General features: G+C 61.9%; 20 protein-coding genes. 17 read left to right on the forward strand and 3 right to left on the reverse strand.

The window, feature by feature from the left end; genetic code table 11:
• The first annotated feature begins 119 nt into the window (after positions 1-119).
• From eno to AAC071_RS00720, 10 genes are all read left to right on the forward strand, one after another.
• Positions 120-1,394, forward strand: coding sequence for a phosphopyruvate hydratase (eno, locus tag AAC071_RS00675; protein WP_339828762.1), 1,275 nt, complete (start codon positions 120-122; stop codon positions 1,392-1,394).
• Between the two features lie 83 nt (positions 1,395-1,477).
• A complete protein-coding gene (locus AAC071_RS00680; protein ID WP_339828765.1) occupies positions 1,478-1,795 on the forward strand; it encodes a septum formation initiator family protein in 318 nt (105 codons plus the stop codon).
• A 173-nt stretch (positions 1,796-1,968) separates the two neighbouring features.
• The gene (gene pdhA, locus AAC071_RS00685; RefSeq protein WP_339828767.1) at positions 1,969-3,030 is read left to right on the forward strand and encodes a pyruvate dehydrogenase (acetyl-transferring) E1 component subunit alpha; all 1,062 of its coding nucleotides are present in this window, start codon (positions 1,969-1,971) and stop codon (positions 3,028-3,030) included.
• Positions 3,020-4,387 (forward strand): pyruvate dehydrogenase complex E1 component subunit beta, encoded by a 1,368-nt coding sequence (locus AAC071_RS00690; RefSeq protein WP_339828770.1) that lies wholly within the window; start codon positions 3,020-3,022, stop codon positions 4,385-4,387. The genes pdhA and AAC071_RS00690 overlap by 11 nt, the downstream gene beginning before the upstream one ends.
• Before the next feature lie 10 nt (positions 4,388-4,397).
• Positions 4,398-5,681 carry a pyruvate dehydrogenase complex dihydrolipoamide acetyltransferase gene (locus AAC071_RS00695; RefSeq protein ID WP_339828773.1) on the forward strand — a complete coding sequence of 428 codons (1,284 nt, stop codon included), beginning with the start codon at positions 4,398-4,400 and terminating at the stop codon, positions 5,679-5,681.
• Positions 5,681-7,078 (forward strand): dihydrolipoyl dehydrogenase, encoded by a 1,398-nt coding sequence (gene lpdA, locus AAC071_RS00700; protein WP_339828776.1) that lies wholly within the window; start codon positions 5,681-5,683, stop codon positions 7,076-7,078. Before AAC071_RS00695 ends, lpdA begins: the two co-directional genes overlap by 1 nt.
• 25 nt (positions 7,079-7,103) lie before the next feature.
• On the forward strand, positions 7,104-8,651 hold the full coding sequence (locus AAC071_RS00705) for a sulfatase (RefSeq protein WP_339828779.1): 1,548 nt from the start codon (positions 7,104-7,106) through the stop codon (positions 8,649-8,651).
• 62 nt (positions 8,652-8,713) lie between these two features.
• Positions 8,714-9,223, forward strand: coding sequence for a PAS domain-containing protein (locus AAC071_RS00710; RefSeq protein ID WP_339828782.1), 510 nt, complete (start codon positions 8,714-8,716; stop codon positions 9,221-9,223).
• A gap of 82 nt (positions 9,224-9,305) precedes the next feature.
• Positions 9,306-10,268: a lipoyl synthase gene (lipA, locus tag AAC071_RS00715; RefSeq protein ID WP_339828785.1), complete on the forward strand. Its 963-nt coding sequence runs from the start codon at positions 9,306-9,308 to the stop codon at positions 10,266-10,268.
• Positions 10,269-10,276: 8 nt separating this feature from the next.
• Positions 10,277-10,768 carry a type II toxin-antitoxin system RatA family toxin gene (locus tag AAC071_RS00720; RefSeq protein ID WP_339828787.1) on the forward strand — a complete coding sequence of 164 codons (492 nt, stop codon included), beginning with the start codon at positions 10,277-10,279 and terminating at the stop codon, positions 10,766-10,768.
• A 6-nt stretch (positions 10,769-10,774) separates the two neighbouring features.
• Here the strand turns inward: AAC071_RS00720 and AAC071_RS00725 are convergent, their stop codons facing one another.
• The 3 genes from AAC071_RS00725 to AAC071_RS00735 are packed head-to-tail and all read right to left on the reverse strand — an operon-like array spanning position 10,775 to position 12,911.
• Entirely contained in the window at positions 10,775-11,269 is a 495-nt protein-coding gene (locus AAC071_RS00725) for a CinA family protein (RefSeq protein WP_339828789.1), read from the reverse strand.
• A complete protein-coding gene (locus AAC071_RS00730) occupies positions 11,266-11,766 on the reverse strand; it encodes a phosphatidylglycerophosphatase A (RefSeq protein ID WP_339828791.1) in 501 nt (166 codons plus the stop codon). The genes AAC071_RS00725 and AAC071_RS00730 overlap by 4 nt, the downstream gene beginning before the upstream one ends.
• Positions 11,763-12,911 carry a bifunctional 2-C-methyl-D-erythritol 4-phosphate cytidylyltransferase/2-C-methyl-D-erythritol 2,4-cyclodiphosphate synthase gene (locus tag AAC071_RS00735; protein WP_339828794.1) on the reverse strand — a complete coding sequence of 383 codons (1,149 nt, stop codon included), beginning with the start codon at positions 12,909-12,911 and terminating at the stop codon, positions 11,763-11,765. The genes AAC071_RS00730 and AAC071_RS00735 overlap by 4 nt, the downstream gene beginning before the upstream one ends.
• A 127-nt stretch (positions 12,912-13,038) precedes the next feature.
• Here AAC071_RS00735 and dusB point away from each other — a divergent pair, with 127 nt between their 5' ends.
• From dusB to AAC071_RS00770, 7 genes are all read left to right on the forward strand, one after another.
• Positions 13,039-14,061 (forward strand): tRNA dihydrouridine synthase DusB, encoded by a 1,023-nt coding sequence (dusB, locus tag AAC071_RS00740; RefSeq protein ID WP_339828796.1) that lies wholly within the window; start codon positions 13,039-13,041, stop codon positions 14,059-14,061.
• Positions 14,058-15,188, forward strand: a complete 1,131-nt coding sequence (locus tag AAC071_RS00745; protein WP_339828798.1) for a nitrogen regulation protein NR(II) — start codon at positions 14,058-14,060, stop codon at positions 15,186-15,188. Before dusB ends, AAC071_RS00745 begins: the two co-directional genes overlap by 4 nt.
• Before the next feature lie 13 nt (positions 15,189-15,201).
• A complete protein-coding gene (gene ntrC, locus AAC071_RS00750; protein WP_339828801.1) occupies positions 15,202-16,644 on the forward strand; it encodes a nitrogen regulation protein NR(I) in 1,443 nt (480 codons plus the stop codon).
• A gap of 170 nt (positions 16,645-16,814) precedes the next feature.
• Positions 16,815-19,145 carry a PAS domain-containing sensor histidine kinase gene (locus tag AAC071_RS00755; protein WP_339828803.1) on the forward strand — a complete coding sequence of 777 codons (2,331 nt, stop codon included), beginning with the start codon at positions 16,815-16,817 and terminating at the stop codon, positions 19,143-19,145.
• Positions 19,135-20,529 carry a sigma-54 dependent transcriptional regulator gene (locus AAC071_RS00760; RefSeq protein ID WP_339828805.1) on the forward strand — a complete coding sequence of 465 codons (1,395 nt, stop codon included), beginning with the start codon at positions 19,135-19,137 and terminating at the stop codon, positions 20,527-20,529. The genes AAC071_RS00755 and AAC071_RS00760 overlap by 11 nt, the downstream gene beginning before the upstream one ends.
• Positions 20,530-20,554: 25 nt before the next feature.
• A complete protein-coding gene (trkA, locus tag AAC071_RS00765) occupies positions 20,555-21,931 on the forward strand; it encodes a Trk system potassium transporter TrkA (protein WP_339828807.1) in 1,377 nt (458 codons plus the stop codon).
• Between the two features lie 11 nt (positions 21,932-21,942).
• Positions 21,943-22,800: a D-amino-acid transaminase gene (locus AAC071_RS00770; RefSeq protein WP_339828809.1), complete on the forward strand. Its 858-nt coding sequence runs from the start codon at positions 21,943-21,945 to the stop codon at positions 22,798-22,800.
• Positions 22,801-22,930 lie beyond the last annotated feature (130 nt).

Below are 22,930 nucleotides of genomic sequence, written 5' to 3' on the forward strand. Positions count from 1 at the left end.
GAGGACCCGGCGTTAACCTGCTGGAATCGCCCGGTGCGGCTGATATAGCCCCTTTCGCTGCCGTTCCCTCTCCGCTATGAAACCGCCACATCGAAGCTGAGAGACTGGAGCGGACGGACATGGCTGCCATCATCGACATCATTGGCCGGGAAATTCTGGACAGCCGGGGCAACCCGACGGTTGAAGTTGATGTTTTGCTCGAGGATGGCGCGCTGGGCCGTGCGGCGGTTCCCTCCGGCGCCTCGACCGGCGCGCACGAGGCCGTCGAGTTGCGGGATGGCGGCCCGCGCTACAAGGGCAAGGGTGTGCTGAAGGCCGTCGAGGCTGTGAACGGCGAGATTTTCGACGCGATCGGTGGCATGGACGCCAGCGAGCAGATTCTGATCGACCGCACCATGTGCGATCTCGACGGAACGCCGAACAAGGCGCGGCTCGGCGCCAACGCGATTCTCGGCGTGTCGCTGGCAGTCGCCAAGGCCGAAGCGGCGTCGCTCGGCCAGCCGCTCTTCCGCTATCTCGGTGGCCCTGCGGCCCGCATCCTGCCGGTGCCGATGATGAACATCGTCAATGGCGGCCAGCATGCCGACAATCCGATCGACATCCAGGAATTCATGATCATGCCGGTTGCCGCCGCATCGATTGCCGATGCGGTACGGATGGGTGCCGAGGTATTCCACACGCTGAAGGCCGAGTTGAAGGCCGCCGGCCACAATACCAATGTTGGCGATGAAGGCGGCTTCGCGCCAAACCTTGCCTCGACCGAAGAGGCGATCGGCTTCGTGATGAAGGCGATTGAAAAGGCCGGCTACAAGCCCGGCGACGACATCTGCCTCGCCATCGACGCTGCCGCGACGGAGTTCTTCAAGGACGGCGTCTACAATCTGGAAGGTGAAGGCAAGAAGCTCGATGCCGGCGGCATGGTCGATTATTGGGCAGCGCTGGTGGGCAAGTACCCGATCATCTCGATCGAGGACGGAATGTCGGAAGACGACTGGGACGGCTGGAAGGCGCTGACCGAACGCATCGGTTCGAAGGTGCAGCTGGTCGGCGACGATCTTTTCGTCACCAACACAGCGCGCCTCGCCGATGGCATTGCCAGCGGAACGGCCAATTCGATCCTTGTGAAGGTCAATCAGATCGGCTCGCTGACCGAAACCCTGGGTGCCGTCGAAATGGCGCACAAGGCGCGGTACACGGCCGTCATGTCGCATCGCTCGGGCGAAACCGAGGATGCGACCATCGCCGATCTGGCGGTCGCGACAAATTGCGGGCAGATCAAGACGGGGTCGCTGGCGCGGTCCGACCGCCTGGCCAAGTACAATCAGCTGATCCGTATCGAGGAGCTTCTTGGTCCGTCCGCCGAGTATGCGGGACGCAGCATTCTGAGGGCCTGATCGGCGCTTTGTTGCGGAAATCGGGAAATCCCGCTTGACCGTTGGAATCGCTATGTGATTCCCTGCTGTGGATGGAAAACGAGTTGCTGATTCGAGCCCGCGAGCCGCTGCGCCTGAGACAGGCACTGATCCCGCTCGTCTGTCTCGTGGTCCTCGGATATTTTGCCTATCATGCCGTTTATGGCCGTCATGGCTTCATCGCCTGGCTCGACATTCAGAATCGCGTCGACACGCTGGAACATCAGCTGGTCGAGCTGCGCGGTCAGCGCGAACAGCTCGACCGCCAGGTGGCACTGCTGCGGCCCGAAAGCCTTGATCCGGATCTGCTGGACGAAAGGGCCCGTGCGGCGCTCGGCTATGCCGGCCCCAATGAGGTGGTGATTTTTCTCGATCGCCGCTGAAGCAGTCTGGCGTGAGACATCCGGCTCCGATGTCATTTAACTGAAATCAAGTTAATTCGACATTTTTGCATTGAAACCAAACCTTTATCATACACTTCTAAAGTATGGTGAACGGGCTGGCGAACCGCGCTAGCCATTTCGCTACCGTGTTTCAACGTCGCCGAGGCATCTGAATGGCGTCCCGAACTCCCGGCAGATCTGCATCACGCAAACCGGCGAAGAAACCTTCTGCCAAACCGGATAAAGCGGCCACCACGCTGTCGCCAGAGGCCGAACTGCAGGCCTATCGCGACATGTTGCTGATCCGCCGCTTCGAGGAGAAGGCCGGTCAGATGTACGGCATGGGACTGATCGGCGGTTTCTGCCACCTCTATATCGGCCAGGAAGCCGTCGTGGTCGGCATGCAGATGGCGATAGAGGAGGGCGATCAGGTCATAACCGGCTATCGCGACCACGGTCACATGCTGGCGACCGGCATGGACCCGAAGGGCGTGATGGCCGAACTGACGGGCCGTGAAGGCGGCTATTCGCGCGGCAAGGGCGGCTCGATGCACATGTTCAGCCGCGACAAGAATTTCTATGGTGGCCACGGCATTGTCGGCGCGCAGGTCCCGATCGGCACCGGCCTCGCCTTCGCCAACCGCTATCGCGGCAACGATCGCGTCTGCCTCGCCTATTTTGGCGACGGTGCGGCCAATCAGGGCCAGGTCTATGAAAGCTTCAACATGGCCGAGCTCTGGCAACTGCCGGTCGTCTATGTAATCGAGAACAATCAATATGCGATGGGGACCAGTGTGGCGCGTTCCAGCGCCCAGACCAACCTTTCGAAACGCGGTGCAAGCTTCAACATCCCCGGCGAGCAGGTCGACGGCATGGATGTGCGGGCCGTGCGCGCGGCCGGCGAAGCGGCCGTCGCATTCTGCCGTTCGGGCAAGGGCCCCTACATTCTGGAAATGATGACCTATCGTTATCGCGGCCACTCGATGTCCGATCCCGCGAAATATCGGGCGAAGGAAGAAGTCGCTAGAATGCGTCAGGAGCACGATCCGATCGAACAGGTTCGCACGCGTCTTCTGGGCGACAAGCAGGTGACAGAGGATGGGTTGAAGGAGATCGACAAGGAGATCAAGGCCATCGTCAACGACGCGGCCGAATTCGCGCAGTCGAGCCCGGAGCCCGATCCGTCGGAACTCTGGACCGACGTGCTGGCGGAGGTGTGCGGCGATGCCGATTGAAATCCTGATGCCCGCGCTTTCGCCGACAATGGAAGAGGGCACACTGGCCAAATGGCTGGTGAAAGAGGGTGACGAGGTGAAGTCGGGCGACGTAATCGCCGAGATCGAAACCGACAAGGCGACGATGGAAGTCGAGGCGGCAGACGAGGGGACCGTCGAGAAGCTGGTGGTCGCCGAGGGTACGGAAAACGTCAAGGTCAATGCCGTGATTGCCTTGCTGGCGGGCGACGAGGCCGTGACGGCGACGAAAAAGCCGGCGCCGATTGCCGAGGCCGAACTTGCGCCCGGCAAAGGCGAAAGGAAGAAGGGAAAGGCAGCGCCGAAAGCGCCTGCTGTCGAGACCGCGGCCGACCCCGAACTTCCCGAAGGCACCGAATTCGTGACGCAGACCGTTCGCGAGGCGTTGCGTGACGCGATGGCGGAGGAAATGCGTCGCGACGAAAGCGTCTTCGTGATGGGCGAAGAGGTCGCGCAATACGAAGGCGCCTACAAGGTCACGCAAGGCCTGCTCGCCGAGTTCGGCGACAGGCGTGTGGTCGATACGCCGATCACCGAACATGGCTTCGCCGGCCTCGGCGTCGGCGCGGCTTTCGCCGGGTTACGCCCCATCGTCGAATTCATGACGTTCAATTTTGCCATGCAGGCGATCGACCAGATCATCAACTCCGCCGCCAAGACGCGTTACATGTCGGGCGGACAGATGTCGTCGCCCATCGTCTTTCGCGGTCCGAACGGTCCGGCCTCGCGCGTCGGCGCCCAGCACAGTCAGGACTATGCGGCCTGGTATGCGCATATTCCGGGCCTCATCGTCATCGCGCCCTATTCGGCGGCCGACGCCAAGGGATTGCTGAAGGCAGCGATCCGCGATCCGAACCCGGTCATCTTCCTCGAGAACGAGGTGCTTTACGGCAAGAGCTTCGAGGTCCCGAAGCTCGACGATTTTGTTCTGCCGATCGGCAAGGCGCGCGTGATGAAGGAAGGCCGCGATGTCACGCTGGTCTCGCACAGTCATGGCATCGTTTATTGCCTTGAGGCGATGGCAAAACTCGAGGAAGAGGGTCTGGATGTCGAGTTGATCGATCTGCGCACCATCCGTCCGCTCGACATCGGTACGATCATTGCCTCCGTCAAGAAGACCAACCGTCTGGTCACGGTCGAGGAAACCTGGCCGGTCTGCGGCATCGGTGCCGAAATTGCCGCGCGCGTGCAGGCCGACGCCTTCGATTTCCTCGACGCCCCGATCCTGCGCGTGACGCAGAAGGACGTGCCGATGCCCTATGCGGCCAATCTCGAAAAACTGGCGCTGCCGAGCGCCGATGAGGTGGTGGAGGCGGTGAAGGCCGTCTGCTACCGCTGAGGGGGCATACATGCCGATCGAAATCCTGATGCCCGCGCTCTCGCCGACGATGGAAGAAGGCACGCTTGCCAAGTGGCTGGTGAAAGAGGGAGACGAGGTGAAGGCAGGCGACGTGATTGCCGAGATCGAGACCGACAAGGCGACGATGGAAGTCGAAGCGGTCGAGGAGGGCCGTATTGAAAAAATTCTGGTCGCCGAGGGAACAGAAGGCGTCGCCGTCAACAAGGCGATAGCCGTTCTGCTCGAGGAAGGCGAAAGCGCGTCCGACGTGAAGATGCCTGAAGCGACAAGGGCGCCGGAGAAGCCGAAACCCGTGGAAAAGACTGTGGCGCCGGCAGCGCCGAAGGCCGAGACGAAGGCAGAACAGAAGCCGGCACCGGTCGGACCGGCCAACGGAAAAGGCGGTCGCATCTTTGCCTCGCCGCTGGCACGCCGCATCGCCGAACAGAAAGGCATCAACCTTTCGTCCGTGCAAGGCTCCGGCCCGCGCGGCCGCATCGTCAAGGCAGACATCGAAAGTGCCAAGCCCGGCACTCGCAAACCCGCCACAACGTCCGGCGCACCTGCCCCGGCATCCACCATCGACGCGCGCGCATTCTACGCCGAAGGCACTTACGAGGAAATTCCACTCGACGGGATGCGCAAGACCATCGCGCGCCGCCTGACCCAGTCGATGCAGGAGATTCCGCACTTTTATCTGACCGTCGATTGCGGGTTGGACGAACTGTTGAAGGTGCGCCGGAAGCTCAATGAGGAAGCTGGCGATGGCATCAAGCTCTCGGTCAACGACTTCCTGATCCGCGCAGCCGCATTGGCATTGGTGAAGGTGCCGATGGCCAATGTCAGCTTTGCCGGCAATGCGTTGTTGAAACACAAGCATGCCGATATCGGCATTGCCGTGGCGCTGGAAGGCGGTCTGATCACGCCGATCGTCCGCGCCGCCGAAACCAAGGGCCTCGCCGAAATTGCCGCCGAAGCGAAATCGCTCGCCGAACGGGCACGCAACCGCAAGCTGAAGCCGATGGAATATGAAGGCGGTTCCTTCTCGATTTCCAATCTCGGCATGTACGGCATCAAGCACTTCACCGCCGTCATCAACCCGCCGCAAGCAGCGATCCTCGCCGTCGGCAAGGGCGAGGAGCGCCCGGTCGTGCATGACGGCAAGCTCGAAGTGGCGACCGTAATGACGGTCACCATGTCCTGCGATCACCGGGCAGTCGACGGCGCGCTTGGCGCGCAGTTCCTCGAAGCTTTCAAGTCATTCGTCGAATATCCGGCAAGGATGCTGCTGTGATGGCGGATCAATACGACCTCGTTGTGATCGGTTCCGGCCCCGGCGGCTATGTCGCCGCGATTCGCGCCGCGCAGCTCGGACTCAAGACGGCGATTGTCGAGCGTGACGCGCTGGGCGGCATCTGCCTCAACTGGGGTTGCATCCCGACCAAGGCGCTGCTGCGATCGGCCGAAATCTACGAAACGCTGCATCGCCTCGACGAGTTTGGGTTGAAGGCGGACAATATCGGTTTCGATGCCGAGGCCGTCGTCGCACGCAGCCGCAAGGTTGCCGCGCAGCTGTCGAATGGCGTCAAGTTCCTGATGAAGAAGAACAAGATCGACGTCATCGAGGGCAGCGGAAAACTCGCCGACGCAGGCAAGGTCGCGGTCGAAAGCAAGGACGGCAAGAAAAGCGAACTGACCACGAAAAACATCATCCTCGCCACCGGTGCCCGCGCGCGCACCGTTCCCGGACTTGAACCGGACGGCGAGCGCATCTGGACCTATCGTGAGGCGATGGTGCCGAAATCGATCCCCAAATCGCTGATCGTCGTCGGCTCCGGCGCCATTGGCATCGAATTCGCGAGCTTCTATCGCGCATTCGGCACCGAGGTAACGGTCGTCGAAATGCTTGAGCGGATTCTTCCCGTCGAAGACGAGGAGATTTCGAAAGAGGCGGCACGGGCCTTCAAGAAGCGCGGCATCCGTCTGCTGACGGGCGCAACCGTTGAAAGGGTCGAGAAGGGCAAGCACGGCGTTTCCGCGACGATTGCGCGCGGCGGAAAGACAGAGAATATCGACGCGGAAATCGTCATCTCGGCCGTCGGTATTGTCGGGAATGTCGAGAATCTCGGACTGGAGGACGCCGGCGTCGAGGTCGAAAAGACCCATGTTGTTGTCAATGAATGGCTGGAGACGGGCGCAAAGGGCGTCTATGCCATCGGCGATCTGGTCGGTCCGCCCTGGCTGGCGCACAAGGCGAGCCATGAGGGTGTGCTCGCGGCGGAACACATGGCGGGCCTGAAGGGCCTCCATCCCATCGACACGACGAAAATCCCCGGCTGCACCTATTCGACGCCACAGATTGCCAGCGTCGGCCTCACCGAAGCGAAGGCGAAGGAGCAGGGCTACGAAGTGAAGGTTGGCCGCTTCCCCTTCCGCGCCAATGGGAAGGCCATCGCGCTCGGCGAAACCGAGGGCTTCGTCAAAACCGTCTTCGATGCAAAAACAGGCGAGCTTCTTGGCGCTCACATGATCGGCGCCGAAGTCACAGAACTCATTCAGGGATTTGGCATCGCCCGGACGCTGGAAGCGACCGAGGCCGACCTGATCCACGCGGTCTTCCCGCATCCGACGCTCTCCGAAATGATCAGCGAAGCCGTGCTCGACGCCGAAGGTCGCGTTCTCCATACTTGAGCGAAACGGCTCAAGGGGAGAAATCATGGGCGGAGAAGAAGCGGCCGGCGCATCGCCGAATGCGCCGGAGAATGCGCCAAAAAACGCAGTCGTCATCCTTCTCGACAGTCTCAACAGGCATATGCTCGGTGCCTATGGCGGTGCCGAATTCGCGACGCCCAACCTCGACCGCTTCGCTACCCGCGCCACGCGCTTTATCCGACATTTCACCGGCTCCTTGCCCTGCATGCCGGCGCGTCACGACATTCTCTGCGGCGCCCTCGATTTTCTCTGGCGCCCATGGGGATCGGTCGAGATATGGGAAGACGCGATCACCTACGAATTGCGCAAGACCGGCGTCGTCACGCAGTTGATATCCGACCACCCGCATCTCTTCGAAACCGGCGGTGAGAACTACCATGTCGATTTCACCGCATGGGACTATCAGCGCGGTCATGAAGGCGACCCCTGGAAGACGGTCGCGGATCCCAGTTGGGCCGGTGCTCCGAACTTCATGCGCAAGCACATGCCCTATGACGATTCCCGTGGCTACTTTCGTGGCGAGGCCGATTTTCCGGGCCCGAGGACGATGGGCGCGGCCGCGCGCTGGCTCGCTGACAATGCGGGTCGGCATGAGCGCTTCATGCTCTTCGTCGACGAGTTCGACCCGCACGAGCCGTTCGACACGCCCGAGCCCTATGCCTCGATGTATGATGCCGAATGGGAGGGGGCTCATCTGATCTGGCCGCCCTACGTCGAAGGCGGCATCGAAAAGGGCGTGATCGACGCGCGGCAGGCACGGCAAATTCGCGCCAGTTATGGCGGCAAGCTGACCATGATCGACCGCTGGTTCGGCAGGGTGCTGGACGAACTCGATCGCAACAATCTCTGGGACGATACGCTGGTGATCCTCTGTACCGATCACGGCCACTATCTTGGTGAAAAGGACATCTGGGGGAAACCTGGCGTTCCGATTTATGAAACGCTGGGGCACATTCCGCTGATGATTGCTCATCCAGGCGTCGCGCCCGGCACCTGCGATGCGTTGACCACAAGCGTCGACCTGTTTGCGACGCTGGCCGATTTGTTTGGCGCGACGGTTCGTCAGCGCACTCATGGGCACTCATTGCTGCCGCTGCTCCGCGGCGAGAAGACCGGCATTCGGGATTGGCTGCTGACCGGCGTCTGGGGGCGCGAGGTCCACTACATCGACGACCGCTTCAAATATGCGCGCGCGCCGTCGGGAGACAACCAGCCGCTGGTGATGATGTCGAACCGGTGGTCGACCATGCCGACCCATTTCCTGACCCGCGAGCAGGAACTGCCGCTGCCTGATGAACGGGCCTTTCTCGATCGGATGCCGGGCAGCGGCATTCCCGTCATTCACCAGCGCTGGGAAAAAGACGATGCGATACCCTATTGGGCGCGCGCCCGGTTTTCCGGCGATCATCTTTACGATCTGGTAACCGATCCGACAGAGGAAGAGAACCTGGCGGCGACACCGCTGGCGGCCGAATACGCGAAGCGCCTGCGTGCGGCCCTGATTGAAATCGGGGCTCCCGATGCGCAGCTTGAGCGACTCGGCCTCGCCTGATCATGGGTAAAATAAGGATTGTTTAACTTTTGCCGCCCTACGCTTTCGGGCGGAGGTTGGAGATGGCGCCAGTTCTCGAAAGACGTCCGTCGGCCGTGCCGAAAGGCTCGGAAATCGACCACGAAGTGGTCGAGATGGCGGAGCCACAACATCCGAAATGCTGCCAGATTTTCGACTACTGGCGGGCGCGGCGCCGTTCCGACGGCTTGCTGTCGCGCTGCGACTTCAATCCGCTCGACATGCCGCGGCTGATGGGCGGGATGTTCGTTGTGGAACCCGTCGACGGCGGGCTCGATATGCGCTACCGGCTGGTCGGCGCAGCAAACGAGCGGCGCCTCGGCATGACCTTCACCGGCAGGCTTTTTTCCGAGTGTTATATCGCGCATATGGCCTCCATCCAGATCGCCCTGCACAACCGCGTCATGGAGGCGCGGATGCCAGCGGTCCTTCGGGGCCGCTTTCTGGGGGTGGACCTTGAATATGCGCGCTTCGAGGCGATCTATCTGCCGGCGTTGGCGGAGACTGGGCTTCAGGTCATAGGCGGGCTCTACGATCTGGCCCGGCCGGACTGATAAAATCACCAGAATCGGGCAGATTTGCTTGAATCGGGTTGACCGTCTATCCATGTCCCGACAGGAACACCCGAGCAAACTTATGGTCACCGTCATCGATACGCTGAAGGACGCGCCGCGGCCCCGGCACCCCGAAAAGGCTCGCCGGCCGGATACCCCGATCCTGCGCAAGCCGGAGTGGATCCGCGTCAAGGCGCCGGGCTCGCCGGTCTATAGCGAGACCCGCCGCATCGTACGCGAGAACAATCTCGTCACTGTCTGCGAGGAAGCCGGCTGTCCGAATATCGGCGAATGCTGGACCAAGAAGCATGCGACCATGATGATCATGGGCGACACCTGTACACGGGCCTGCGCCTTCTGCAACGTCAAGACCGGTTTGCCGGCGCCGCTGGATGCTTCGGAACCCGAGAATGTCGCCAATGCGGTGGCCATGCTTGGGCTGCGGCATGTCGTGATCACTTCGGTTGACCGCGACGACCTGAACGATGGCGGCGCACGTCATTTCGTCGAAGTGATCGAGGCGATCCGCCGCCGTTCACCGGGGACGACAATCGAGATACTGACGCCTGATTTCCTGCGCAAGGACGGCGCTATCGAAATGGTGGTGGCGGCGAAGCCCGATGTCTTCAATCACAATCTTGAGACCGTGCCGCGGCTCTACCTGAACATTCGCCCCGGGGCGCGGTACTTTCATTCCCTGCGCTTGCTCCAGCGCGTCAAGGAAATCGATCCGACGATCTTCACCAAGTCCGGCATCATGGTGGGACTTGGCGAATCGCGCGAGGAAGTGCTGCAGGTGATGGATGACATGCGCTCGGCCGGCATCGATTTCCTGACCATCGGACAGTATTTGCAGCCGACGCGCAAACATGCCGCGATTGATCGTTTCGTGACTCCCGATGAATTCAGGTCCTACGAAACAATTGCACGGACGAAGGGCTTCCTGCTGGTTTCATCGAGTCCGTTGACCCGTTCATCCTATCACGCGGATGAGGACTTCGCGCGCTTGAGCGCGGCGCGCAACGCCGCCCTCTCGCAGGGTTAGAAAAAATCATGCCGGCTCACGAACAGACCCGCGATGTTCCCCACGCGGCGGACGACATGTTCGCGCTGGTTGCCGCTATCGAGCGCTACCCGGAATTCCTTCCGTGGTGTGGCGGCGCGCGCATTCGCCGCCGCGATGCGCAGGACGACAAGGAGGTGCTGCTGGCCGATCTCATCGTGTCGTACAAGTTGTTCCGTGAGCGCTTTACCAGCAAGGTCACGCTCGACCGTACGGCGCGCCTGATTGATGTGGCCTATGTCGAGGGGCCCTTTCGCCACCTTCACAACAAGTGGCATTTCGAACCTCTGGCGGACGGTGGAACACGCATACACTTCTTTATCGATTTCGAATTCCGCAGCAAGACGTTGCAGAAGATGATGAATGCGGTCTTTGCCAAGGCCTTCGGCCGTCTGATGCAGGCCTTTGTCGATCGCGCCGATGCACTGCACGGGGCACAAGCAACCCCAGCATTTGGCGCTCCCGTCTCTTCAGCCGAATAGCCAGCCTCACATCATGCGCCGGACGAGATTCAACGCCGTCTCGATGCTGCGGATGCGTATCTCTTCGCGCCCGATGTCGCCGAAGCGCTGCATTTCGTGAAGAATGCTGCGTCCGGCCCGTGCGGCACCGAAATGAACCAGGCCGACCGGTTTCATCGGCGTACCGCCGCCCGGTCCTGCAACGCCGGTCACCGAGACAGAAATATGTGCACGTGAATTCTTCAATGCGCCTTCAGCCATGGCCCGCGCCACGGGTTCCGAGACGGCGCCGAAATCCGCGATGAGGTCGCCGGGTACTTCCAGCATGTCGCGCTTGGCCTCATTGGAATAAACGATGAATCCGCGCTCCACGACATCAGACGAACCGGCGATCTCGGTCAGAAGACCGGCAATCAATCCGCCCGTGCAGGATTCGGCGGTCACGATCTTCAGTTTGGCCTCGCGCGCATCGGCAAGCGTCAATTCGGCAAGATGAATCAGGCGGCGCGGAAAGATACTCATGCGATGACCGTGATCAGGATGTCGAAAAAGACGAAAGCCAACACTGCATAGATTGCCGCGATCATATCGTCGGCCATGATGCCGAAACCGCCCTTGAAGCGCCGTTCGACATTGCGGATCGGCCAAGGTTTCCAGATATCGTAGATTCGAAACAGGACAAATCCGGCGATCCAGTTGACGGGCGACAGCGGCAGGGCCGCCAGCACCAGCCACATCGCGGCGACTTCGTCGATGACGACTTCGGAAGCATCCTCCGTTCCGGCTGCGGTGCAATAGCGTTCCGACGCCCAGATGCCGACTGCAAAGGCGGTGAGTGCTGCGAATGCAAGCGCCGGCGCGCCGAGAAAATGCACAATCGCATAGGCAAACGGAACAGCGGCGATGGAGCCCCACGTGCCGGGCGCGGGGCGGAGAAGGCCGGCGCCGAACCACGTTGCAAGAAGTGTCGCCGGATGGCGGAAAGCAAGGCCGGCGGGCAGGGGGGTGAAGCGGTTCATCCGAATATCAGAGTAGCGAGGGCTTGTGCGGCAATGCCTTCGCTACGTCCTGTGAATCCGAGACCTTCCGTCGTCGTCGCCTTGACGCTGACGCGCGTTCTTTCGATGTCGAGAATTTCGGCAATCCGGTCACGCATCGCTTCGGCATGCGGACCGATCTTCGGTCGTTCGCAAATCAGCGTCACGTCGAGATTGGCGATGCGCGCTCCGGCGCGGGCCGCCAGGTTGCCGGCATGCGCGAGAAAGATATCGGAAGCCGCTCCCTCCCATTTCGCTTCGTCGGGCGGAAAGTGTTTGCCGATATCGCCGGCACCGATGGCACCGAGGATGGCATCGGTCAGTGCATGCAATCCGACATCCGCATCGGAGTGGCCGACAAGTCCTGCAGAATGCGGCACCCTGACGCCGCAAAGCCAGACATGGTCGCCCGGACCGAAACGGTGCACGTCGAAACCGGATCCTGTGCGCACTTCGCCGCCCCTTGCGGCGATGCGTGCTGCCCGCGCCATGTCGGTATGGCTGGTGATCTTGAAGTTGTCTTCGTCGCCTTCGATCATCGACACCTCGATACCCGCCATGGTCGCTATCTCGACATCGTCCGTGGCGGACTGTCTGTCGGCCTGCCGATGCGCCTTGAGGATTGCCTCGAACTGGAATCCCTGCGGGGTCTGCGCGCGCCACAGACCCTCGCGCGAAACAGTGCCATCCGCCAGCCCGTTTGCTGCACGCCGCAAGGTGTCGGTGACGGGCAGGGCCACCAGTACGCCGCGATGCGTGGCGAGTGCGTCGATGCAGGCGGAGATCAGGCGCGACGACACGAAGGGCCGAGCCCCGTCATGAATCAGAACATGGGTCGGTCTGGTGGCGGCCAGGGCTTCGAGCCCGGACCGTACCGAGGCCTGTCGCGTATCGCCGCCCATGCAGGCCGGAAGCAGTTTCGGCAGGTCCGCGGCAGCCGCCTCATAGTCGGTCCGGTCATCCGGGTGAATCACGGTCAACACGGCATCGATGCCGGAATGCCCGGCAAAGGCTGCCAGGGTCCGGCGCAGGACCGGTTCACCGTCGAGTAGACGGTACTGTTTGGGCGCACCCGGTCCGGCACGGTTGCCGCGGCCGGCCGCCACAATGAGGGCAACGACGATCATATCTGCTCGTTTCGCACCCCGACCCGCCTTTCGCAAGCGGATTTGTGCCTGTCGATTTGCCTTGCCCGAACTTTAGGCAGGCGCTATTTTGAATATTATTTGTGCACTTAATGAGGGTGCCTAAAGTTTGACCATATCAATTGGCAGTCACGTTCTGGCAAATCCGGTTCTGCTCGCGCCGATGGCTGGCGTGACCGATCTGCCGTTTCGCCGCGTGGCGCACAGGCTTGGCGCAGGGCTGGTCGTTTCGGAGATGGTCGCAAGCGATGCACTGGTCCGCGAGCGGCCGGATGTCCTGCGCCGGGCTGCCGGTGCCGGCGAAGTCGAGCCGCTGGCGATTCAACTGGCAGGACGCGAGGCGCACTGGATGGCGGAGGGCGCCAGGCTGGCTGCGGCCGCTGGTGCCGACATCATCGACATCAACATGGGCTGCCCGGCCAAGCAGGTGACGACCGGTCTTTCCGGCTCGGCCCTGATGCGGAATCTTGACCACGCGGAAAGCCTGATCGAAGCCACGGTCGGTGCCGTTTCTGTGCCGGTCACGCTGAAGATGCGCACCGGTTGGGACGAGGGAACGCGCAACGCGCCAGAACTCGCGCATCGCGCCGAGGCGGCCGGAATCCGGATGGTCACCGTCCATGGCCGGACCCGGTGCCAGTTCTACAAGGGGCGTGCCGACTGGAGTTTCATTGCCGAGGTCAAGAAGGCTGTCTCGATTCCGGTGGTGGCCAATGGCGACATCGTGAGCGAGGACGACGCACGTGCGATCCTCGACGTCTCGGGAGCCGATGGCGTGATGATCGGCCGTGGGGCGCAGGGCCGGCCGTGGTTCCCCGCCCAGGTCGCACACTACTTCGCGACCGGCGACCGCCTGCCCGCACCGTCATGGAACACGCAGCACAGCATCGTGACCGGCCACTACCGCGACATGCTGGATCACTATGGTTCGGCGTTGGGGGTGCGTGTCGCCCGCAAGCATCTCGTCTGGTACCTCGACGAGGCCTCGCGCCGATTTCCGGAGGAAGCGCTGGCGACGCGAAGAAATATTGTACGCATGAGCGAGCCGGACGATGTGCTGGCGGCGCTCGACGCATTCTACGGTGAGGCCGTTCGACGCGAACCGGGCCCGGCATCGAGGGAGGCAGCATGACGTCCCAGGCTGTACAGAGTGTCCCCATAGGCGCGCCGCCCGAGGCAACGGTCATTCTCAAATCGATTCCCCATCCGGTGATCCTCGTCGATCGGGACAGTCGCATCGAATATGTCAACGACAGCACGGAAGAGTTTTTCGCAGCAAGTTCGGCAATGCTTGTCGGGCATCCGTTGAGCGATGTTGTCGCCTTTGGCAGTCCGGTCCTGTCGCTGATCGAGCAGGTATTCGAGCGCGGCGTGTCGGTCAATGAGTATGGCGTCGAGATCGGAACCCCGCGCATGGGCGACCGGCAGGTCGATATTCAGGTGACGCCTCTTGCCGAGTATCCGGGCCATGTGTTGCTGCTGCTCCAGGTGCGGACCATGGCGCACAAGATGGACCGGCAGTTGACGCATCGAAGTGCCGCCCGTTCGGTCACCGGCATGGCAGCGATCCTCGCGCATGAGATCAAGAACCCGCTTTCCGGGATTCGAGGGGCAGCGCAGTTGCTTGAGCTGGCTGCCTCGACCGAGGACAAGACATTGACGCGGCTGATCTGTGAGGAGACTGACCGTATCTGCAAGCTGGTCGATCGTATGGAAGTCTTTTCCGACGAGAGGCCGGTGCCGCGTGAACCGGTCAACATCCATCTGGTCCTGGGGCATGTGAAGCAGCTGGCCGCCACGGGATTTGCCAGGGGCATCCGCATTGTCGAGGAATACGATCCGTCGCTGCCCCCGGTACTCGGTGACAAGGACCAGCTCATTCAGGTTTTCCTCAATCTGGTCAAGAATGCGGCCGAAGCGATCGGCAAGCCTGACGGCGAGATTGTGCTGACGACCGCGTACCGGCCGGGTGTGCGGCTTTCGATGCCGGGCAGTCGCGACCGTGTCAGCCTGCCGCTCGAAATCTGTGTGATCGACGACGGTCCCGGCGTGCCGCTCGACATCATGGAACATCTCTTCGACCCCTTTGTGACAAGCAAAGCGTCAGGCACCGGCCTTGGCCTTGCGCTCGTCGCCAAGATCATTGGCGATCATGGCGGGATCATCGAGTGCGAGAGCCTGCCACGCGGCACGGTCTTCCGTGTCTTGCTGCCCATGCATACCGGCGCGACCGTCATCAAGGACGAAGCGTTGCACTGACAGGAAAACAGAGATGCCCAGCGGAACCATTCTTCTTGCAGACGACGATGCGGCCATCCGCACGGTACTCAACCAGGCGCTCGGCAGGGTCGGTTACGATGTTCGCTCGACCGGCAATGCGGCAACGCTGTGGCGCTGGGTCAGTCAGGGCGAAGGCGACCTGATCATCACGGATGTGGTGATGCCCGATGAAAATGCGTTTGACCTGATCCCCCGCATCAAGCGCGTCCGTCCCGAGCTTCCGATCGTGGTGATGAGCGCACAGAATACGTTGAAGACCGCCATCACGGCAGCAGAGCGCGGCGCCTATGAGTATCTGCCCAAACCTTTCGACCTCAACGAACTGATCCGGGTCGTCGACCGGGCCTTGACGGCGCCGCGCGAGCCGGCGGTGTCGCGTCAGCAACCGGAGGAAGACGAGAAGATTCCGCTGATCGGCCGATCGCCGGCGATGCAGGACATTTACCGTGTGCTTGCGCGATTGATGCAGACCGATCTGACGGTGATGATCTCTGGCGAGAGTGGCACCGGCAAGGAACTGGTTGCCCGTGCCCTGCATGACTATGGCCGGCGTCGCAACGGTCCCTTCGTCGCGGTCAACATGGCCGCCATTCCGCGTGAATTGATCGAGAGTGAACTCTTCGGCCATGAAAAAGGGGCATTTACCGGGGCCAGCCAGCGCGCCACGGGACGGTTCGAGCAGGCCGAGGGGGGCACGCTCTTCCTGGACGAAATCGGCGACATGCCGATGGAAGCGCAGACTCGCCTGCTGCGCGTATTGCAGCAGGGTGAATACACGACGGTTGGCGGCCGGACGCCGATCAAGACGGATGTCCGTATTGTCGCCGCGACCAATCGCGATCTGCGCCAGCTGATCAATCAGGGCCTGTTCCGCGAGGATCTTTTCTTCCGGTTGAACGTCGTGCCGATCCGCCTGCCGCCATTGCGTGAGCGTTCGGAAGATATTCCCGATCTCATTCGCCATTTTCTTGGTCAGGCAGAAGATGAGGGCCTGCCGCCCAAGACGATCGACGCCGAAGGCATGGAGCTGTTGAAGCGCTATCGCTGGCCGGGCAACGTGCGCGAGCTGGAAAATCTCGTTCGCCGGCTGGCCGCGCTCTACACCGAGGAAGTCATCGGAGCGACGATCCTTCAGGCCGAGCTGGCCGAACCTGATTTTGGAAAATCGGCCGAACAGCCGGCCGTGGATGAACCGCTGAGCGCCGCCGTCGAGCGAACGCTGGGCCGCATCTTTGCCGCCCATGGCGATTCGCTCCCGCCGCCCGGCCTCTATGACAGGTTGTTGCAGGAAGTCGAGCGACCGCTTCTCGGGTTGAGCCTGGCAGCAACGCGCGGCAACCAGATCAAGGCAGCGCATCTGCTTGGGATTAACCGTAATACATTGCGGAAGAAGATTCGGGAACTCGATATTCAGGTCATGCGTGGGCTGAAATAACAGGCATCCAGACAACTTACACTGATGTAATCCGGCAACATTGTTGTTGAACGGTATCTCTTGCCGATACAGAATGTCGCCCTGCCGCAAGGGAGCGTGGCGGATTAGGCACATGACCGGACGCAAACGTCGACAGTATCGACACCGGTTGCCGCCGCTCGGGAAACAGGATGACGGCCACGGATCGGATCGATAGATCAGCGAGCTGGGAGGATCGGCTTTGGCGGCTGGTCGGCCGTCGCGGGTTCTCGGCCGGCGTATCGGTCGGCTTGGTCGTGGCGGCTGTCTTGCTCGGCTCCTTCACTTACATGCTGCTGACCGGCCTGACGCCGTTCGCCCCCACACGCGTCATTCTGATCTCGCTCCTGCTGGCGAATCTGACCATCGTCCTGGTCCTGTTCGGGCTGATCTCGTGGCGCGTCATCCGGCTGATCATGGCGCGCGTCAGTGGCACGACGGGCGCCAAGCTTCATGCCCGCCTCGTCACCATGTTCGCCATTGTGGCGGTGATGCCAGCCATCATCGTGGCCGCCTTCGCGGCCATGACTCTGAACCGCGGCCTCGACACCTGGTTCAGCGAGCGCGTGCAGTTGATCATTTCCAATGCCGAGACGGTCGCCGAGGCTTATTTGAGCGAGCATCACCATGTGCTACGCGGCGACTCGCTTGCCATGGCCAACGACATCAACCGCAACTCAGGGCTTCTTTCCAGCAATCCGGGCCTGTTCTTCCAGCTGGTTTCGGACCAGATGCATTTGCGCGCCCTGAATGGTGCCTATCTGATCAATTCCGATGGCCGGATTCTGACCAAGGCGCGCGGCAGCGTCGAACTGGGCATGCCGGCGGATGAACTTTTCGATGTGGCCCGAAAGGGCGATGCGGCACTCTTTACCGTCGAAGACCATAGCCAGGTAAGAGCCTTGGTGACGATCCCGACGCTCGACGATACCTATCTCTATGTCGCACGTCTGGTTGATGCGCGCGTACTCGATCACCTGGCCGAGACGCGCGCGGCGGTCGATGAATATGAAAGCCTCGAAAGCCGCCGTATCCAGTTCCAGGTCACCTTTGCTTTGATCTACGTGATATTCTCGCTGATCATGCTGCTCGCGGCCATATGGTTGGGGCTCTGGGCCGCGAACCGCATCGTCGATCCGATATCGGAGCTTGTTCGCGCAGCCGAACGCGTCAGTGCCGGCGATCTGCGCGCCCGGGTGAATGTTGGTCAGACCGGCGACGAGCTCGACATGCTGACCAGCGCCTTTAACCGGATGACGAGCCAGCTCGAAAGCCAGCGCAATGACCTGATCGCGGCGAACCATCAGCTCGACGAGCGCCGCCAGTTCACGGAAGCGGTCCTGTCGGGCGTCAGTGCCGGCGTGTTGGGACTCGACAATGAAGGGCGTATTACCCACGCAAACAGGGCGGCCCAGCGTTTCTTCGGAAAGCCGGAGGCCGGCATGATCGGTCGCGACATCACCGCCGCGGCACCGGAAATGGCCACGGTCGTCATCGATGCACGCGCCCATCCGGAGCGCCGGGCGCAGGCGCAGATCATGATCGCGAGCGAAGGCCAGGATCGCACACTGAATTTGCGCATCACGCGCGAAGTCACCGACTCGGGACAGGGCGGTTTCGTTCTGACCTTCGACGATATCACCGAGCTTGTACGGGCGCAGCGTACGTCCGCCTGGGCCGATGTGGCGCGTCGTATTGCCCATGAGATCAAGAATCCGCTGACGCCGATTCAACTGTCGGCCGAGCGTCTGCGCCGCAAATATGGCAAGGAGATCAAGTCCGACCCCGAGATATTCGAGCAGTGCACGGCAACGATCATTCGTCAGGTGGCGGATATCGGCCGAATGGTCGATGAATTCTCGTCCTTCGCACGCATGCCCGTGGCCGCCATGAAGCCGCTTGAAATCAACGAAATTCTTCGTCAATCGGTGTTCCTGCAGCGCGTCGGTCATCCAGACATCGAATACCGGATGGAGATGCCGGACGATCCCGTCATCCTGGAATGCGACGGGCGTCTGGTCAGCCAGGCATTGACGAACATCCTGAAGAATGCGGCCGAGGCGATCCGCGGAAACGACGACGATGACGAGGATGGACGTGCAGCGGTGCCGTCGGGCGACAGCAAGATTGGTCGCATCGAGATTGCGCTGACAATGGAAGATGACGATGTCGAGATCGTTGTAACCGATTCAGGTTGCGGGCTTCCCGAGACAGACCGGACGCGTCTGACCGAGCCCTATATGACGACACGCTCCAAGGGCACGGGCCTCGGTCTTGCGATCGTCAACAAGGTGATGGAAGAGCATGGCGGCGAATTGATTCTGGAAGATGCGCCGCGGAGCGACGGTTGGGACTCGGGCGCGCGCGTGAAACTGGTATTCCCGCGCCGCCGCGTGGTGGGACAGGATGAGACGTCGTCTGGCGACGCAGCAGATAGCGCCGCGGGCACGAATGAAGTGAAAGAGGCTGTGAATGGCGTCTGATATTCTTATCGTCGACGACGAGGGGGACATCCGCGAACTGGTTGCGGGCATCCTGAACGATGAAGGCTACGACACCCGCAGCGCCGCCGACAGCGATCGCGCGCTGGCGGCGTTGGAGGCGCGTCGTCCGGGGCTGGTCATCCTCGATATCTGGCTGCAGGGTAGCAAGCTCGATGGTCTCGAACTTCTCGATATCATTCGGGAGCGTCATCCCGAAGTGCCGGTTGTAATCATCAGCGGTCACGGCAATATCGAAACCGCGGTGTCGGCCATCAAGAAGGGTGCCTACGATTTCATCGAAAAGCCATTCAAGGCCGACCGCCTGATCCTGATCGTGCGCCGCGCCCTGGAGGCATTCCGTCTGCGCCGCGAGAACAGCGAGTTGCGCGCCCGCGCCGGCGATGACACGACCCTGATCGGCTTTTCGCCCGCCATGGCACAGGTGCGCCAGACCATCGACAAGGTGGCACCGACCGGCAGCCGTGTGCTGATCACGGGTCCGTCCGGTTGCGGCAAGGAGGTTGTCGCAAGGCTTCTCCATGCGCGCTCGCGACGTGCCGTCAACGCATTCGTGGCGATCAACGCGGCCAACATGGCGCCCGAACGGATGGAAGTGGAACTGTTCGGCACGGAGGAGAGCGCCGCCGGGCCGCGTAAGGTCGGTGTGTTTGAACAGGCGCATGGCGGCACGCTGTTTCTCGATGAAGTTGCTGAGATGCCGATCGAAACGCAGAGCAAGATTCTGCGTGTCCTGGTCGACCAGACTTTCGAGCGCGTCGGCGGCGGTCCGAAGGTCAAGGTCGATGTGCGCGTTGTTTCCTCGTCGAGCCGCGACCTGCTCGACGAGATCGCCAGAGGCCGGCTGCGTGAAGACCTGTTTCATCGCCTGAATGTCGTGCCGATTGCCGTGCCGCCGCTCTCGGCCCGGCGCGAGGATATTCCGCTGCTGGTCGAATATTTCATGGGCCAGATATCGAACGCGACCGGTCTGCCGCCGCGCCGTATTTCGGAAGATGCGCTGGCTGCGCTGCAGGCCCATGACTGGCCAGGCAATGTCCGCCAGCTCCGCAACAATATCGAGCGTCTGCTGATCCTGACATCGGGCGATCCCAATGCGGTGGTGACGGCCGACATGCTGCCTGCGGAAGTTGGGGCCTCGGCTCAGATGACGGTCAACGGCGCCGGCGGAGACCACATCATGGCGCTTCCCTTGCGTGAAGCGCGTGAAACCTTCGAGCGTGAATATCTGATGGCACAGATCAGCCGCTTCGGCGGCAATATCTCGCGGACGGCTGCTTTCATCGGCATGGAGCGCTCGGCGCTCCATCGCAAACTGAAATCGCTCGGCGTCGCGACCGCCAATCGGCTCGACATGCCGGCATGACCCTTTCGCGAACCGAGGCGAGACCATGAAAGTCATCATTTGCGGCGCCGGTCAGGTCGGCTTTGGCATCGCGCGTCAGCTCGCGGCCGAACAGAACGACGTGACGGTCATTGATCAGTCGCCCCAGCTTGTGCATCAGATATCCGACGCACTCGATGTGCGCGCGATCGTGGGGCATGGCGCCCATCCCGATGTGCTGGAGCGCGCCGGTGCGGCGTCGGCCGACATGCTGATTGCCGTGACCTTTCACGACGAAGTCAACATGATCGCCTGCCAGGTGGCGCATTCGCTGTTCCATTTGCCGACCAAGATCGCACGTATCCGCGCGCAGTCCTATCTGCAGCCCGGCTTTCAGGATCTTTTCTCGCAGGATCATCTGCCGATCGACGTCGTGATCTCGCCGGAGCTTGAAGTCGGCCGGGCCGTGTTGCGCCGTCTCGCCATTCCGGGTGCACTCGACATTCTGAATTTCGCCGACGGCAAGGTCAGTGTCGTCGGTGTGTCGCTGGAGGAAGACTGCCCGATCGTCAACACGCCGCTGCGCCAGTTGACCGATCTCTTTCCGGATCTCCGCTCCCGCGTCGTCGGCATCGTGCGCGGCGGCGAGCTTTTTGTTCCGCAGAGCGACGACCAGATGCTGGTCGGCGACGAGGCCTATTTTGCCGCCGACGTACGCGACGTGCGCCGGACGCTCGGCATTTTTGGCCATGAGGAAAGGACTGCGCGCCGGGTCATCATTGTCGGCGCCGGCAATATCGGTCTCTATGTCGCCCGCGAGCTCGAGGAAAATCATCCAGGCGTCCGCGTCAAGGTCATCGAGAGCGATCGCGAGCGTGCGATCCATGTTGCCGACAGGCTGAAGCGCACCATTGTGCTGCACGGCGACGGGCTCGATCCCGAGTTGTTGCAGGAGGCCGGTATCGGGGAAACCGAAATCATGGTGACGCTGACCAACAGCGATCAGGCGAACATCCTCTCCTGCGTTGTGGCCAAGCGTGAAGGCTGCTCGCGCACCATGGCGCTGATTAACAACAACACCTATGCCCCGCTGATGCGTTCGCTCGGCATCGACGCGTTCATCGATCCGCGCGGCACCACCGTCTCGACAGTATTGCAGCATGTGCGCCGCGGTCGCATCCGTGGACTTCAGTCGGTGCATGACGGTGCCGCCGAGATCATCGAGGCCGAAGCGCTGGAAACCTCGCCGCTGGTCGGCCAGCCGCTGCGCGAAGTCAATCTGCCGGACGGCATTCTGGTCGGCGCGGTCATTCGCGACGGCGAGGTGATCATCCCGCGTGGCAGCACGGAAATCGAGGCGGGCGACCGTGTCGTAATCTTTGCGCGGTCCGATCAGGTGAAGAAGGTCGAACAGATGTTCCGCGTCAGCCTCGAGTTCTTCTGAAGGTCAAGGACTTGTCCCGTATCGCTTATGTCAACGGCCGCTACCTGCGCCATGCCGAGGCGGCGGTTCACATCGAGGACCGCGGCTACCAGTTCGCCGACGGCATCTACGAAGTCTGCGGTCTGCGCGATGGGCGTTTCATGGACGAGGCGCTGCATCTTCAGCGTCTTGCGCGCTCGCTGAGCGAACTGCGCATCGCCATGCCGATGCCGGAGACGGCGCTGCGCCATGTCCTGCGCGAGGTCGTACGACGAAACCGCATTTCGAACGGCCTTGTCTACATTCAGGTGACGCGCGGCGTCGCCCCGCGCGATCACCCGTTTCCGGCGATCCCCGTGCTGCCGGCCCTTGTTGTGACGGCAAAGCGCCTCAATGCGGCGCGGATTGCCGCGGCCGTCGAAAAGGGCGTCGCGGTGATGACCATGCCGGACATCCGCTGGGCCCGTCGCGACATCAAGTCGGTGGCGCTGCTGCCCAACATTCTGGCCAAACAGGCCGCCCGCGAGGCCGGCGCCTATGAGGCCTGGCTGGTCGATCCCGAGGGCTTCGTGACCGAGGGCGCCTCGACCAATGCCTGGATCGTCGACCGCGACGGCCGCTTGATCACCCGGCTGGCTGGCCACGACATCCTGAACGGCGTCACGCGCCAGGTCCTGCTTGAAGCCGCCAGGGCCGAGGGGATCGAGGTCGTCGAGCGGCCGTTCACGCCCGACGAGGCCCGATCGGCTCGCGAAGCCTTCATCAGCGCCTCCTCAGCGATTATCATTCCGGTGGTCCGGATCGACGGCCAGCCCGTAGGAAATGGGGAGCCCGGATCGCTGACGCTTCGCTTGCGCGAAGCCTATCGGCGCGTCGGGCGCCTGACCTGAGTCCGGAAACCGCCCGAATGGATGGGTGCCTGGGCGGAATCGTTCCGATTGCGGGTGCGAAAGCCAATTTCGCACTTGCAGCATGAATTGAAACGCCCGACTGTAGAACTGAGAGCCGCAGCCCCTCGCC

The organism is uncultured Parvibaculum sp. (assembly GCF_963975745.1).
Classification (GTDB): domain Bacteria; phylum Pseudomonadota; class Alphaproteobacteria; order Parvibaculales; family Parvibaculaceae; genus Parvibaculum.